This window comes from Exiguobacterium mexicanum, assembly GCF_005960665.1.
Lineage (GTDB): Bacteria > Bacillota > Bacilli > Exiguobacteriales > Exiguobacteriaceae > Exiguobacterium > Exiguobacterium mexicanum_A.
Genome location: NZ_CP040676.1, coordinates 1,917,949 through 1,932,227, shown reverse-complemented (window position 1 = coordinate 1,932,227; position 14,279 = coordinate 1,917,949). Strand labels below are relative to the sequence as shown.

Genomic DNA, 14,279 nt, shown 5'->3' with positions numbered 1-14,279 from the left:
ATGTTTCGTAAACTAGTGATTCTATTGCTCGCGATCGGCATGTATGCGGCCTGGAAGTATGAAGTGCCGAACGTGTCGGCGCCGACGAGCGTTCAAGTGAAGTCGACGGAAGTGGCGGAAGAACAACAGGAACGTGCGACCGAAGCGCCGCGCTTCACGAGCCAATATGCCGGGCATGACTGGTACTTGCTCGAGAAGGGCGGGGACCGGAGCCTCGAGTTGATCGATGACGACGGTTCGAAGAAAGGCCATTACCAGTTTGAGACGGGGAGCGTCTATGAAGGACTCGTCGTGGGTGAGACGACACGGCAACAAGTTGAGCAAATCGGTTTCGATGAGGTCAAGTCGTATAATAAGGGACTCAAACGCTATTTGATCCCGGACGACCCATCATTCAACGTCTATGCGATCGACGACGACTATGTGACGCTCTTCTTCGATCAGCACGATGAGGACAAGCTAAAGGCCGTGCTCACTGTCGACCGGGACGTCGAGGAGTCGAGTGACGGCTATTACGGCGACGTGTCGGAAGACAATCTCGTCGCGAACGAACAGTTGATGCGTATGCTCATGAACTGGGACCGTCAGAAGTTTGGATTGTCGGCGCTCGCTGACTACGAACCGCTGCTCCCGGTCGTGCGCGCCCATAGTGAGAACATGGCCCGCAACAACTTCTTCAGCCATACCGATCCCGAGGGCCGCGACCCGTTCGAGCGGATGAATGAGGCCGGCATCGCCTACTCCCTCGCCGGAGAGAACTTGGCGATGGGGCAGATGAGCGTCTTTCACGCCCACTGGGGACTCATGAATTCGCTCGGCCACCGGGAAAACATTTTGAAAGATGGTTTCACGCACGTGTCGGTCGGCCTCGTCTATAATGAAGAATCAAGTCCGTTCTACACAATCAACTTCATCACCCCACGCTAAAAAAAGGATGGCCCGCCGGATTTCGGAGGACCATCCTTTTCCTTATAACAGACGTTTGACCGCCGTCTCGATCTCGTCCGGTGTCGTCTGCGGCGAGAACCGTTCGATGACGTTGCCTTTCCGGTCGACGAGGAACTTCGTGAAGTTCCACTTGATCGTCTTCGAGCCGAGCAGGCCCGGCGCTTCTTTCGATAAGTATTGGAAGAGCGGGTGGGCGTCTTTCCCGTTCACGTCGACTTTGGCGAACATCGGGAACGTCACGCCGTAGTTCAATTGACAGAACTCGCTGATTTCCTCGTTCGAGCCCGGGTCTTGATTGCCGAACTGGTTGCATGGGAAGCCGAGGATATGGAAACCTTGCCCTTGGTAACGTTCATATAATTTCTCGAGCCCGTCGAGCTGTGGTGTGAAACCGCACTTGCTCGCCGTGTTGACGATCAACAGGACGTCCCCCTCGTATTTGGATAGCGGTTGGAGCTTGCCGCTCATGTCGGCCGCTTCATATTGATAGATCATGTTGATTCCCCCTTTTTGTTTTCATTATACCAATCGGAATTTCAAGACACGACTTTGAACCGGTTGTTCGCAATCAAATTGTCATGAAATGATGAAGTCGTTGTTACAATGAAACATGATGGACGGCGTATAATGAGACTCGTTGTAGAAAGGAACGGTGTTATGTACATACTGAAAAATGAATTTATATGGATCAGTTTGATCCTGATTGGCTTATTCTTCTCGAGCGCGACCCCGTATTCGGACCAGAGCATCGTCTCACCGCTCGAACGCATCGATTGGACGTGGGCCGAACCGGTACTCTCGACCGTCGACTTCGAGTACGCCGGAGGACCAGTATCGCTCGAGGCGAAAGGGAGCGTCGGCTTGATTGAGTTCTTGATTCGGAAGGCGGCGCACTTCACCGTCTTCTTCGCTCTCGGGGTACTTCTCGTCAAAGCCGTGTCACGGACGAGACTCCATGCCGGTCTGACAATCTTGTTTGCCTGGGCGCTCGCGAATACGGTCGCCATCTTTGATGAGTTCCATCAAAGCCTGACGCCGGAGCGGACGCCGCTCATTCAGGATATCCTGCTCGACAGTTTCGGGGCAGCCTGTGGCGTCCTTCTCGTTGGCGGTTATTATTTGTGGAAACACGGCCGGACGAATCGGTCGCGATCGGGGTATGTCTCCCCAAGGTGGTAAAAAAATCATATAGGTAGTTATTTGAAAAGCGCTTTCAAGAAGTGCTTTTCTTTTTTATTTATAACGTTTTTGTGACATGGGGAAATGAGAAATCCCTTTATACCCCCATTTTTGAATCAATAAAACCTAAATTAAGTTAATGTAACGCGAATGAAACATAAGTGTAAAATAACTTAAGGTTTAGATTGCTATAATGAGTCTCAGAGCGATACAGGAATTCGCGTTTTAACTTATAAATTATTCGATCTATTTTATATAGAAATTCACAGAACTCAGCGGAGGGAAGCACATTGGTTAACTTGAAGAAATTTGCAGCAACCGTCACTTTAGGAGCTCTTCTCATTAGCGGCACGACACCTGGCTATGCATCGTCACTTACAGACAAACAGAAAAAGGTGCAGCAGCAACAACAAAAGAATAGCAGTGAACAGAGCAAAGCGAACGCCTCGATCCAAAAACGTGAACAGGCAATCAGCAAAGAGCAGCAAGAAATCAACAAGTTAGACGCTGAACTCCAAGACGTCATCAACGACGTCGCGCAAAAGAAAGCTGAGATTCGTGCGACACAACAAAAAATCGCAGCCCTTCAAAAGCAAATCAAACAATATGAAGCGAAGATGAAGGCACAAGAAGAGCTCATGAAAGAGCGCATGGCCACAATGCAAAAAAATGGCGGCGGTTCGATCGACTGGGCAGAGTTCATCTTCGGTTCGAAAGACTTCGGTGACTTGCTCACACGCATGATCACAGCTGGTACGATCCAAGAGAACGACAAGCAAATCTTCGAAGAGTACCAAGCGACAAAAGAAAAATTGGCGAAAGCGCAAGCTGAATTGAAAGCCGAGCGCGACGCTCTCGTGAAACAAAAAGAAGAACTCGAACAACGTCAAAAGACGCTCAACAAGAAAATGAAAGAGCGCGCAGCGAAGATCAAGAAACTCAACGCTGAAAAAGTGAAGTTCGAATCGAAATTGGTGAGCCTCCAAGAAATGGAGTCAACACTCAAGTCACAAGAAAAAGCCATCAAAGCTGAAATGGAAGCACAACGTCGTGCGGCCGAAGAAGCCAAACGTGCGGCAGCGGCAGCAGCGGCAGCGAAGAAACAACAGAGCTCAAACTCTGCTGCGAGCGCAGTCAGCACGCCGACAGCATCGGCAGCAGCTTCAGTACCAGCAAGCGGTGGCATGTTCCAACGTCCAGCAAGCGGTCGCCTCACACAAGGATGGGGTCCAGCAAGCGGAGCGAACGGCTACTCGTTCCACAACGCTCTTGATATCGCAGGTCCAGTCGGTACACCGATCTATGCAGCACAAACAGGTACGGTCCTCCGTGCAGGTTGGAGTGGCGCATACGGAAACCAGGTCATGATCGCACACGTGATCAACGGACAAGTATGGACGACAGTATATGCTCACATGAACTCAATATCCGTTTCTGCGGGTCAACGCGTGTCACAAGGACAAAACATTGGCGGCATGGGTAGCACAGGGAACTCGACTGGCTCACACTTGCACTTTGAGATTCACCGTGGCGGTTACTCGTACTCATCTTCGAGCGCGGGCAACACAGTCAACCCAGCTTCATTCTTCTAATAAGCCTATACAAAAAGTGATCGACGAACGCGTCGATCACTTTTTTGTTGCCTTGTACGTGATAAAGGTCAAAAGGGCGGCGCCAATCACGCTCAGCCAGAGCGTGTCCCAGTTCGGGTCGTCGAGCATGCTCCTCCCGCCGAGGAAGACCATATAGCCGAGCACCGCGAGCGTGGCGAGCGTCAAGACGGTCATCCGGATCCGGCGTGGGATGCGGAGCCACCAACCGAATAATCTGTTCATCAAAAATCGCCTCCACCTACAGTATAGGGGAGGCGACACGAATCAGCTAGGCAATCGAATCCATGCCGAAGTGAAGATTTTTTGATAGCCGACTTCTTTGTAAATCTTGTTCGATGTCGGGTTGCTCAAATCCGTATAGAGCGTACAATATTGTTTCGACGTCAAGAGCTCCCGGCTCAGCTCGGCGACGAGCGAACGGGCATAGCCGCGCTTGCGCAACGCTTTCGGTGTATAGACGAACGAGACGTTGACGCCGTTCGCGGTCTCACGTGATTTCTTCGCGCAGGAAACGACCTTGCCGTCGACTTCCCAGACGTACACTTCTTGATTCTCGAGCATCGTCGCAATCTTTTGTTTTGCGTCTGCCTTCGACGAGACCGGCAAACCGGTTTCTTTTTCAAACGCGTTATACGCCATTACGAGGAACGTCTCATCGTCCTCGGTCGCCCGTCGCATCGACCCTTCCGACAGCGGGATGTCGTTGACGTGATCAAGACGATACAGACCCTGCTCCATGAAGACTTTCGGCTCTCGCGCCGTCAGGATGTACCAGAGCGTGTAGAAATTCATCGCTAGATCGGCTTGCGAGACGACCTCGGTGAATGGGATATCACCATTTAATAGTTCAGGCACGAGCAGACGAAGGACGTCATCCTCTCGCTCGGGCGTCACGAGCACATAGTTGAGCGGATGGGGCGGCGTCACTTGCAGGATTGCGAGCACGTCACCGTCATCTTCGACGGTCAAATGATGATACGACTCGTATCGGCCTTGCTTGATGGCATCGAGCACGCCAATCATCAAGCTGTTCTCGGCCTCATGTTCGAGCAGGTGGGGCATGACACGTTCTTCAAATCCGGATAGGTCGTTCCAACGAATCAGTTCCATGTAAACACCCTTTCTTCGTATGTATGAAAAACGGGCAAACCGTGTGGCCTGCCCGTTTTCCTCATTCTATCAAATTTTGGAGCGTATTATGCGATTTCTTCGCGCGCTTTCGCGTCGTCGAGGAGTTTCGTGTTGCGTTTGAAGTAATGAACGATCTTGGCGATGGCCCCGTCTCCCGTGACGTTCGTCGCCGTGCCGAAGCTATCTTGTGCCAAATAGAGAGCGATGACGAGACTTTGCATCGTCGCATCGAACCCGAGGATTGAACCGAACAAACCGAGTGAGGCCATAACGGCTCCACCTGGTACGCCTGGTGCCGCGATCATCGTGACGCCGAGGGCGAGGATGAACGGAAGCACGATCGCGTAAGACATCGGCATGCCGTTCAAGTACATGAGGGCGACACCGACCGATGTGAGCGTGATGGTCGACCCTGACAAGTGGATCGTCGCACAGAGCGGGACGACGAAGTTGGCGACGCCCTCGTCCGTGTTGTTCGCTTTCGCTTGGCGAAGCGTGACCGGGATTGTCGCCGCTGACGACTGTGTCCCGATGGCCGTGAAGTAAGCCGGCATCATCGTCTTCAAGAGGCGAAGCGGGTTCTCTTTGTTGAGACCCCCTGCGATCGAGTATTGAATCAAGAGCATCGTCAAGTGTAGGACGATGATTGTGACGAAGACGAGCGAGAACACCGAGAGAATCTCAGCGACTTGTCCGGCATACGTCATGTTCATGAAAATTCCGGCGATGTGAATCGGTAATAGTGGAATGATGACTTTGCTGATGAGTAGTTCAATGATATCGCGGAAATCCATGGCTAGGTCGAGCGAGCGCTTGCTTTCGATGGCGGCAATCCCGATGCCGATGACGAATGCGAGAATGAGCGCCGTCATAACGCCGAATACCGGTGGGATCTCGAATTCCATGAAGCCTTTTAAGAGCGCTTCCTCCGGGCTTTCAGCTGACGCGTTGTTACGTGTCAAAATTTGTGGGAACAGGTTGCTCGTCGCGAAGTAGGCGAGCGTCCCGGCAGCGATTGTCGATACGTATGCGATTAGTGCCGTCAAACCGACCAATTTCCCAGCGCCTTTTCCAAGTTCCCCGATTCCTGGAATAATGAAGGCGAGAATGATGAGTGGGATGGCGAAGCCTAGGAACTGTCCAAAGACCGTGTTGAACGTGACGAACGTCCGGACAATCCAGTTCTGGCTTTCTGGTACGATGCTACCGAGTAGAATCCCGAATGCGATAGCGATGATGATGCGACCTAGAAGGCCAATGCGTAATTTCAAATAAATCATCCTCTCTTAATGTTTGAATTGTTGCTATTTTCGCACATTTCATGCGGTGTTGCCACCCTATCTTTCATTTTTCAATGAAGATTGACGTTTGACAACTTTGAAATAGGGTATTACAAAATGTTGGAGTGGAAAAGCGAGGGACCTTCTTCTTTTCCTAATATACAAACGATGTTATGATTAATTTTGAATAGACGTAAAGGAGGGGTGACGCGTGCAGGTACAACGAACAACAATTCATATCGCGGGTCAAGACTATACGATCGTCAGCGAAGAGCCGGCCGATCATGTGAGGGAAGTGGGCTTTCTGGTCGATAGCAAAATCCGTGAGATTCGTGAACAGTCCCCTCATCTAGACGCTCGTCAGGCAGCGGTGCTCGCCGCTATCCAAATCGCGAGCGATCACGTCAAAACTAAACGAAATACGGGAGAATAAATCACTTTATGGTTACTCTACTTATACTGTTTTTCTTGTTCATCGGAATCGTTAACGGGTTCCGTCGCGGGGCGATTTTGCAGCTCGGCCATTGGGTCGCGCTCATCATCAGTTTCCTCGTCGCCAATGCATACTACCGTGATCTCGCCGAAGCGTTCAAGCTTTGGATTCCGTATCCGTCGCAACTCGATGGAACGCTTCCGAAAGGTGTCATCGATTTAAACGCGCTCACGGGGCTCGAGATGACATTTTATAACGTCTTTTGGTTCGTCGTCTTGTTCGTCATCACGAAACTTGTCTTTCATCTCATCCTATCGATGCTGGACTTCTTGACGGACTTGCCGATTTTGCGCCAATTGAAAGGCGTCATCGGTGCCGTCCTCGGTTTCTTCGAGGCGTATGTGATTACGTTCTTCATTTTATGGGTCATCGCCTTCGTGCCGATGGCGAGCGTCCAAAGTGCGGTCGATAACTCGTCGCTCGCGACGTACATCATTCAAGACACGCCATACCTCTCAGAATGGTTCTCGAATAAGATGTTGTAACACGACAGGCCGGAATGCAAGCTAGTGCTTGTGTCTCGGCCTTTTCTGTATGGAAAAGGGGGAATTTCAATGAATAAAGTTGAAGCGATGATGCTGTTAGAAAAGATCGCGCAATATATGGAGATTAAAGGGGAGAACCCGTTCAAGATCAACGCCTTCCGGAAAGCCGCGACGGCGCTCGAGAACACGGAGCTCGAACTCGAGGACATCGAGGATTTGACGACGATCTCTGGCATCGGCAAAGGGACGGCCGCCGTCCTGCAAGAGTGGCGAGACACGGGGCGGAGCGAAGTGCTCGAGTCACTCCAAGAAGAGATCCCATACGGTCTCATGAAACTGCTCAAAATCCAAGGGCTCGGCGGCAAGAAGCTCGCCAAGCTCCGTGAAGTCGGCGTCGTCGATCTCGACTCGCTCATTACTGTGTTAGAGGACGGCACGGCTGCGAGCCTGCCGGGCTTCGGCGCCAAGAGCGTCGAGAAGTTGCTCACGGCGGCACGGAACCTCGAGTCACGTCCGGAACGTTTGGCGTACGCCATGATGCGTCCGGTCGTCGAAGAGATTGAGACGGTGCTCGAAGCCGAGCCGCTCGTCTTGCGCCATTCGGTCGGCGGCAGTTTCCGCCGCGCCGAGGAGACGTGTAAAGACCTCGACTTCATCATCGCGACCGAGGAACCTGTCGCGCTCCGTGACAAGCTGCTCGCCCTCCCGTTCATCAACGAGGTCATCGCGGCCGGCGAGACAAAAGTGTCGCTCGTCCTTGAGCGCGAAGAGATGGTGTCGGTCGACTTCCGCATGGTCGAACCGGGCGCCTTCGCTGCGACGCTCCATCACTTCACCGGCTCGAAAGACCACAACGTCCGCATGCGCCAGCTCGCCAAGGCGAAGGGTGAGTCGATCTCCGAGTATGGCGTCGAGACGGCGGACGGCCTCTGGCAACCGGAGACAGAAGCCGAGCTGTTCGAACGCTACGGTCTGCCGTTCATCCCGCCTGAGCTCCGGGCAGGGAACCTTGAGTTCGAGCACGATATCTCGAAACTCGTGACGCTCGATGACATCAAGGCCGACGCCCATATGCATACGGTCTGGTCGGACGGGAAGCTGACGGTCGACGAGCTCGTCGCGGCGATGAAAGCGCGCGGCTACGAGTGGATCGCCATCACCGACCACGGCAAATACATGTCGTTCGTGAACGGATTGACCGAGGAACGGCTCGAGGCCCAAGGGGAAGAAATCCTTGAGGCCGCGAAGAAGCACGACATGCACGTCCTACGCGGTGTCGAGATGGACATCCGCCCGGACGGGACGCTCGACTATGAGCCCGAGTTCTTGGCGACGCTCGACTACGTCGTTGCCTCGATTCACTCAAAGATGGACCAGTCCGTCGACGAGATCATGGCCCGGCTCGAGAACGCCTGTCGCTCGCCGTACGTCAACGTCATCGCCCATCCGACCGGCCGCCTCATCGGGCGCCGTGACGGCTATCCGATCGACGAGGAGCGCTTGATCGCCCTCGCCAAAGAGACGGGGACGGCGCTCGAGTTGAACGCGAACCCGAACCGGCTCGATTTGACGGCCTCGACGCTGAAGAAAGCAAAGGCGGCCGGCGTCAAACTGATGATCAACACCGACACGCACCACCCTGATATGATGGAAGATATGGCACTCGGCGTCCTGCACGCCCGGAAAGCCTATCTCGAACCGTCAGACATCATCAACTGCCTCTCGTTCGAGGACGCCAAGGCGTTCATCGACGCGAAGCGACAGAAAGGAACATGCTAGATGGATCACGCGTTACGCGTTTTAGAATATGAAAAACTCCGCCAGCAGCTCGCTGCCCATGCCGCGAGCTCGCTCGGGAAAGAACGGGCGCTCAACATGCAGCCCGACTATACGTACGACCGGGTATTGTCGAATTTGAACGTCACCCGCGAGGCAACCGAGGTCGTCCGACTCCGGGATCGTCTCCCGCTCGGCGGGCTGACCGATGTCCGCAGTGAAGTGAAACGGGCCGCCATCGGCTCGGTCCTCTCGACGAGCGAACTGCTCGCCGTCGCCGCCGTCATGTACAGCGGCCGCCAAGTGAAGAACTTCTTTGAGAAGCTTCATGAGGATAATGAAGACCTCCGTATCCCGCGCCTCGACGAGTATGCCGAGCGTTTGACGAAGCTGATCGAGGTCGAACAGTCGATCCGTCACGCCATCGACGACCAAGGCACGGTCCAAGATTCAGCAAGCGACCGTCTCCGTGGTCTCCGGACCCAGCTCCGTAGCTTTGAAGGCAGCGTCCGCTCACGGATCGACAACATCCTCCGCAACAACGCGAAGATGCTGTCAGACGCCATCGTCACGATCCGGAACGACCGTTACGTCGTCCCGGTCAAGATGGAGTACCGCCAAGCGTTCGGCGGGATCGTCCACGACCAATCGGCATCGGGCCAGACGCTCTTCATCGAGCCACAGGCGATCGTGTCGATTAACAACGAGATTCAAGAAGTCCGCCTGAAAGAGCGCGCCGAGATCGACCGCATCTTGAGCGAACTGTCGAACCTCGTCGGCGGTGTCGCCGATTCGGTCGTAATCAATCTCGACGTGCTCGCCACGCTCGACTTCGTGTTCGCGAAAGTCGCCTACGGCCATCAGCTCAAAGCGACGGAGCCGAAATTGAACGACGAACGCGAGATCAAGTTGAAACAGGCGCGTCACCCGTTCATCCCGCAAGATGAGGTCGTGCCGATCACGGTCGAGCTCGGTGAGGCGTTCACGTCGCTCGTCATCACCGGACCGAACACCGGCGGGAAGACGGTGACGCTCAAGACGCTCGGATTGCTCCAACTGATGGTGCAGTCAGGTCTGTACGTGCCGGCCGAGTTCGGGACGGAGCTGTCCGTCTTTGACGCCATCTACGCCGACATCGGGGATGAGCAGTCAATCGAGCAGAGCTTGTCGACGTTCAGCTCGCACATGACGAACATCGTCAGCATGCTCGACAAGATCGACTTCATGTCACTCGTCCTGTTCGATGAGCTCGGTGCCGGGACCGACCCGCAAGAAGGGGCGGCCCTTGCCATCGCCATCCTCGACGAAGTGAAACGACGCGGCGCCCGTGTGGCGGCGACGACGCACTATTCGGAACTGAAGGCTTATGCCTATAACCGCGAAGGTGTCATGAACGCCTCGATGGAGTTCGATATCGAATCACTCAGCCCGACGTACCGCCTGTTGATTGGCGTACCGGGCCGTTCGAACGCGTTCGAGATCAGTCGACGTCTCGGTTTATCGGAACAAGTCATCGACAAGGCACGGAGCCACGTCGGTATCGACGCTGAATCAGTCGAATCGATGATCAATGAGCTCGAGGCGGCCAAGCAACGCGCCGAACAGCTCGAGAAAGAACTCATCGTCAAACGCCACGACCTTGAAGAAGAGCAGGCGGCGTTCGAGGCGAAGCTGACCGATTTCGAGCGCGAGCGCGACACGATGTACGGCGAAGCCGAGGCCCGTGCCGAGAAGGCCGTCGAACAGGCGAAGCGCCAGGCGAACGAAGTCATCGACCGTTTGAAGAAGCTACGCGCAGAAGGGATCGTCAAAGAGCACGAGATCATCGCCGCGAAGAAACAGCTTGAATCGGCGAAACCGACGCTCCAAGAGAAAAAGATTCAAAAAGTGAAACAAAAAGCGCAACAGAAACGTACGTTCAGTAAAGGCGAAGAAGTGAAAGTGACGACGTTCAACCAAAAGGGCTATATCGTGAAGCAATTGAACGACAACGAGTACAACGTCCAAGTCGGGATTATGAAAGTGAACGTCAAAGCGGACGACCTTCAAAAGATCGGGCCTTCGAAAGAGCAGTCGCTCCAGTCGAAAGGCAGCTCGCTCAAGCGTCAGAGCTCGACGAAGTCGGAGCTCGACTTGCGCGGCGTCCGGGTCGAAGAAGGGCTTTCCCGCCTCGACAAATATATCGACGAGGCGCTCGTGTCCGGGTATGACAACGTCCGTATCATCCATGGTCTCGGGACCGGTGCGATGCGACAGGCGACGCAAGAGTACCTAAAAGGACATCGTCACGTGAAGAGTCAGCGCCCCGGTGGGATGGGGGAAGGCGGACTCGGTGTCACGGTCGTCGAACTGAAGTGAGGGTATGATGATAATGGGGAACGTAACGTTTGGTGTATTGCTTGAATCGCTCGGTCTGTATTCAATCGCCGGACTCATGATTGTCGTCGGTCTCGCCGTCTTCGAGGTGACGACACCGTACAGCAATTGGCGCGAGATTCAAAAAGGAAACATCGCCGTCGCACTCGCGACCGGCGGGAAAATCGTCGGTCTCGCCAACATCTTCCGTGTCGTCGAGAGCCATCACGACCAGACGATGGATGTGTTGGTCGGGGGGAGCTTCGGCTTCTTCCTTCTCTTGACGACGTATTGGTTATTCGAATTTTTGACGCCGTCGCTCAAAGTGAACGAGGAGATCGGGAAAGGGAATATCGCTGTCGGACTGATGGCGTTCCTGCTCTCGATTGGGGTCTCGCTCGTCGTCGGCGCGGCGTTGGTGAGGTGAAGACATGGTATATGAGAGACTAGCGAAGATTCTCTTCATCGGGGCCGGCCTGTTTTTAGCGGCAGCGGCACTGTGGTTTATCTTTTATTGAGGGAAAGCGACGTTTTCGGACGTCGCTTTTTTTGAAAGGGGGAGACAAGCGTGGCAATCGATTTGAACTTTTTGATGACAACGGAAGACTATGTGCTCGAGACGGAGTCATTCCAAATGAAGGGCGTCACCAATTATCCACTCGAGTGGACGTTTTTTGGGGCAAATGATCCGACGATGTTGCTGACGTGGGACGCGGAACGCGACCGAATTAGTATCCGTTTTGAGCAATATGCGGTGTTTCTTGGGACAATCGAGGACCATAGTATGCATGAAGAAGGGCTACGCAATGCCTGCCCAATCGTGAAACTGAAGACGTCCCGATTCACACGATTTGCTGCAGAGAACATGGGGACAGAACGTGTCAACACGTACCGAGGCGAACTATCCCACTATGTGATTCGGACGTTTGAACAAGAGTTTCACGTCTTGGCGTACGAAGAGCCGACCGTGCTCGACTTGGGGAAAGCCGGGGATACAGGGGTTGTGGTCGAAACTATAGATGAACTTTCTTAAAAAAATCGAACAGGTGCGAAGGAGAATCGATGAGGAAAAAGTTACTCTTATCCGTCTCTCTGTTCGCAGGAGCAATGCTTGCTTTAACCGGTTGCGGAGGAACGGACACGGTTGAAACGATTGACGACAGACCCGTTATTCATTTCGATGCCGGTTCAATCATTTCGTCAGCACGCGACCATCAAATCAAGATGCTCACGCTATCGAGTGTTCCGACCGATGTCGTTGCCATATCCGGAGCGGTTAAAGAATTGCAGGGCATGCAAGCAGACAACGACACGTATTTAGCCGAACTAGAGGACATGCGACATGAGGATTCCTCGGCCGATGAGTTTAAAGACCTCGTTGTCAAATATTTAGAAGCGGAAAACGCGTATATCGATCAAACCATCGAGAACGTGTACGCGGGGAGTATAAGTCTACCTAGCCGATTTTCGATGGACACGCTTTACTCGCGAACAAACGCAAAAGTGTCAGACTTTCGATATGAGCCAAAATGAATGACTAAATAATATGAAAACGTGTATGCAGATGATGGGATACACGTTTTCAGTCTCTATATCAACGTATTTAAAAAGCCTCAATCTAACCGATTACATCGCACAGCCCTAAACTCAGCTATATGACGTAATGCGTGGTGAGGTTTTTTTGGTTTTTAGTTGGTGAAAAAATCAACTGTTAAGAAAGCGATCAATCTAAGCTGAAATGTTTCTCTAGACGAGCTTAAAGGAAACAGTATATAGCTGAGTAAAATTCAAATGATGAGGACTAGAGAAGGGGATGAAAGGTAAACATGTTGAATGGAGCAAAATTTTTCGAGCAGTTAGTGATCAATGTCGTGAAATTACCAGGGGTGAAAGTAGATCGAACAGAGTTTTTAGCAAAAAGTTTTAGTAAGCACGTGACCGCGAAACAATTAGCAGACATCCTTGAAAAAGGACCGGTTCAATCAAACGTTTCAAAAAAGTTGATTCGACGAGTCGCGAAGAAGACCATTTTGAATCGAACGATGAAAAGTTCATCGGCTTCGTTTGCCGCGGGGTTACCTGGTGGGGTGGTCATGGCGGCCACTGTTCCAGCGGACACGGCTCAATTCTTTGGTGTGGCGCTTCGAGTGGCTCAAGAAATTGGTTATATCTATGGATATGAAGATTTTTGGAGTGAGAATGGCCTAGATGTCAATCGAGTGAGCGGAGAATTGATTTTGTTTCTCGGCGTCATGTTTGGTGTCGGCGGAGCGACGGCCACCATTAAAGTGTTGTCTTCGCAATTATCCAAACAAGCATTAAAGAAAATTCCGAATCGAGCAATGATGCAGACCATCTATTATCCGATTCTTAAGAAAATGGGAAGCTACATCGGGTTGAAGATGACGAGAAAATCTTTTGCACAAGGAATCTCTAAAGTGATTCCGATCGCTGGCGGCGTGATTTCAGGTTGGATCACGTATTCATCCATGCGTCAAATGGGAAATAGACTACTGACAGCACTTGAAGAAAGCATGGATCTCTCTGATGAGGAACTTGAAGCGAGTATCAAAGAGATGAAACAAGAAATTCCGAACATGACTGAGAAAGATTTAGGGATTCTGCAAGGGAGTGTATAAACAAGAAGACGAAATATGTCTGGCAGGCGGTGACGATCGATAGAAGGACATCATGAGTGCAACGGAGGAGACGACATGAAATCGTATGAAATTGAATTCCATATGATCAATGATGAGGTGTTGACGCAAGTGCTGGAAGTGGAGAGTCGCTACGCGGCGCTCGAATCGATTTATCAATCGTTCCGTCATGCGACGGACGGATTCGTCCAGCTCGAGGATGAGTGGATTATCTTCCTCGATCATGTCGTGTATGTGAAGGCGTTTGAGATTGTGGAGTGATAAGAAACTAAATTTAATATCAATAGAAGAGAAACGTATCATAAGTGAGGTTAAAATAGAAAGGGACTTCAACATGTCCCTTATCTCTTTATCCGTGGGAT

General features: G+C 52.4%; 16 protein-coding genes. 12 read left to right on the top strand and 4 right to left on the bottom strand.

Translation table 11 applies throughout. From position 1 onward, the window contains the following. Positions 1-927: a CAP domain-containing protein gene (locus tag FED52_RS10315; protein WP_138859813.1), complete on the top strand. Its 927-nt coding sequence runs from the start codon at positions 1-3 to the stop codon at positions 925-927. Positions 928-969: 42 nt separating this feature from the next. Here the strand turns inward: FED52_RS10315 and FED52_RS10310 are convergent, their stop codons facing one another. Further along, on the bottom strand, positions 970-1,443 hold the full coding sequence (locus FED52_RS10310; RefSeq protein WP_138859812.1) for a glutathione peroxidase: 474 nt from the start codon (positions 1,441-1,443) through the stop codon (positions 970-972). Positions 1,444-1,605: 162 nt separating this feature from the next. On the opposite strand from FED52_RS10310, the gene FED52_RS10305 reads away from it, so the two are divergent. Together FED52_RS10305 and FED52_RS10300 are read left to right on the top strand one after the other, a co-directional pair. Next, positions 1,606-2,127: a VanZ family protein gene (locus FED52_RS10305; protein ID WP_138859811.1), complete on the top strand. Its 522-nt coding sequence runs from the start codon at positions 1,606-1,608 to the stop codon at positions 2,125-2,127. Positions 2,128-2,417: 290 nt separating this feature from the next. Further along, the gene (locus FED52_RS10300) at positions 2,418-3,719 is read left to right on the top strand and encodes a murein hydrolase activator EnvC family protein (protein WP_138859810.1); all 1,302 of its coding nucleotides are present in this window, start codon (positions 2,418-2,420) and stop codon (positions 3,717-3,719) included. A gap of 36 nt (positions 3,720-3,755) precedes the next feature. On the opposite strand, the gene FED52_RS10295 is transcribed toward FED52_RS10300, so the two are convergent. The 3 genes from FED52_RS10295 to FED52_RS10285 all read right to left on the bottom strand — a co-directional run bounded on the left by FED52_RS10295 (position 3,756) and on the right by FED52_RS10285 (position 6,151). Further along, the gene (locus tag FED52_RS10295) at positions 3,756-3,962 is read right to left on the bottom strand and encodes a hypothetical protein (protein ID WP_138859809.1); all 207 of its coding nucleotides are present in this window, start codon (positions 3,960-3,962) and stop codon (positions 3,756-3,758) included. A 42-nt stretch (positions 3,963-4,004) separates the two neighbouring features. Further along, on the bottom strand, positions 4,005-4,850 hold the full coding sequence (locus FED52_RS10290) for a GNAT family N-acetyltransferase (protein WP_138859808.1): 846 nt from the start codon (positions 4,848-4,850) through the stop codon (positions 4,005-4,007). A gap of 86 nt (positions 4,851-4,936) precedes the next feature. Next, complete coding sequence (locus FED52_RS10285) at positions 4,937-6,151, bottom strand: dicarboxylate/amino acid:cation symporter (protein WP_138859807.1); 1,215 nt, start codon at positions 6,149-6,151, stop codon at positions 4,937-4,939. A 211-nt stretch (positions 6,152-6,362) separates the two neighbouring features. Between FED52_RS10285 and zapA the strand changes: the two genes are divergently transcribed. From zapA to FED52_RS10240, 9 genes are all read left to right on the top strand, one after another. Beyond that, positions 6,363-6,584 (top strand): cell division protein ZapA, encoded by a 222-nt coding sequence (gene zapA / locus FED52_RS10280; protein WP_021066785.1) that lies wholly within the window; start codon positions 6,363-6,365, stop codon positions 6,582-6,584. Positions 6,585-6,592: 8 nt separating this feature from the next. After that, entirely contained in the window at positions 6,593-7,129 is a 537-nt protein-coding gene (locus tag FED52_RS10275; RefSeq protein WP_138859806.1) for a CvpA family protein, read from the top strand. A gap of 63 nt (positions 7,130-7,192) precedes the next feature. Next, on the top strand, positions 7,193-8,908 hold the full coding sequence (polX, locus tag FED52_RS10270; RefSeq protein WP_138860329.1) for a DNA polymerase/3'-5' exonuclease PolX: 1,716 nt from the start codon (positions 7,193-7,195) through the stop codon (positions 8,906-8,908). Continuing rightward, on the top strand, positions 8,909-11,263 hold the full coding sequence (locus tag FED52_RS10265; protein WP_138859805.1) for an endonuclease MutS2: 2,355 nt from the start codon (positions 8,909-8,911) through the stop codon (positions 11,261-11,263). Positions 11,264-11,276: 13 nt separating this feature from the next. Continuing rightward, positions 11,277-11,687 (top strand): DUF350 domain-containing protein, encoded by a 411-nt coding sequence (locus FED52_RS10260; RefSeq protein WP_240731249.1) that lies wholly within the window; start codon positions 11,277-11,279, stop codon positions 11,685-11,687. Positions 11,688-11,828: 141 nt separating this feature from the next. After that, positions 11,829-12,293, top strand: a complete 465-nt coding sequence (locus FED52_RS10255) for a hypothetical protein (protein ID WP_138859803.1) — start codon at positions 11,829-11,831, stop codon at positions 12,291-12,293. Between the two features lie 29 nt (positions 12,294-12,322). Then, the gene (locus FED52_RS10250; RefSeq protein ID WP_138859802.1) at positions 12,323-12,793 is read left to right on the top strand and encodes a hypothetical protein; all 471 of its coding nucleotides are present in this window, start codon (positions 12,323-12,325) and stop codon (positions 12,791-12,793) included. Positions 12,794-13,086: 293 nt separating this feature from the next. Beyond that, the gene (locus FED52_RS10245; protein ID WP_138859801.1) at positions 13,087-13,899 is read left to right on the top strand and encodes a bacteriochlorophyll 4-vinyl reductase; all 813 of its coding nucleotides are present in this window, start codon (positions 13,087-13,089) and stop codon (positions 13,897-13,899) included. A 75-nt stretch (positions 13,900-13,974) separates the two neighbouring features. Next, on the top strand, positions 13,975-14,178 hold the full coding sequence (locus FED52_RS10240) for a hypothetical protein (RefSeq protein WP_138859800.1): 204 nt from the start codon (positions 13,975-13,977) through the stop codon (positions 14,176-14,178). Positions 14,179-14,279 lie beyond the last annotated feature (101 nt).

What these genes read in the sequence shown, in the direction of transcription:
- FED52_RS10315 (WP_138859813.1), top strand. Translation starts at nt 1, where the DNA reads ATGTTTCGTAAACTAGTGATTCTATTGCTCGCGATCGGCATGTATGCG.
- FED52_RS10310 (WP_138859812.1), bottom strand. Translation starts at nt 1,443, where the DNA reads ATGATCTATCAATATGAAGCGGCCGACATGAGCGGCAAGCTCCAACCG.
- FED52_RS10305 (WP_138859811.1), top strand. Translation starts at nt 1,606, where the DNA reads ATGTACATACTGAAAAATGAATTTATATGGATCAGTTTGATCCTGATT.
- FED52_RS10295 (WP_138859809.1), bottom strand. Translation starts at nt 3,962, where the DNA reads ATGAACAGATTATTCGGTTGGTGGCTCCGCATCCCACGCCGGATCCGG.
- FED52_RS10290 (WP_138859808.1), bottom strand. Translation starts at nt 4,850, where the DNA reads ATGGAACTGATTCGTTGGAACGACCTATCCGGATTTGAAGAACGTGTC.
- FED52_RS10285 (WP_138859807.1), bottom strand. Translation starts at nt 6,151, where the DNA reads ATGATTTATTTGAAATTACGCATTGGCCTTCTAGGTCGCATCATCATC.
- FED52_RS10275 (WP_138859806.1), top strand. Translation starts at nt 6,593, where the DNA reads ATGGTTACTCTACTTATACTGTTTTTCTTGTTCATCGGAATCGTTAAC.
- FED52_RS10265 (WP_138859805.1), top strand. Translation starts at nt 8,909, where the DNA reads ATGGATCACGCGTTACGCGTTTTAGAATATGAAAAACTCCGCCAGCAG.
- FED52_RS10260 (WP_240731249.1), top strand. Translation starts at nt 11,277, where the DNA reads ATGGGGAACGTAACGTTTGGTGTATTGCTTGAATCGCTCGGTCTGTAT.
- FED52_RS10250 (WP_138859802.1), top strand. Translation starts at nt 12,323, where the DNA reads ATGAGGAAAAAGTTACTCTTATCCGTCTCTCTGTTCGCAGGAGCAATG.
- FED52_RS10245 (WP_138859801.1), top strand. Translation starts at nt 13,087, where the DNA reads ATGTTGAATGGAGCAAAATTTTTCGAGCAGTTAGTGATCAATGTCGTG.
- FED52_RS10240 (WP_138859800.1), top strand. Translation starts at nt 13,975, where the DNA reads ATGAAATCGTATGAAATTGAATTCCATATGATCAATGATGAGGTGTTG.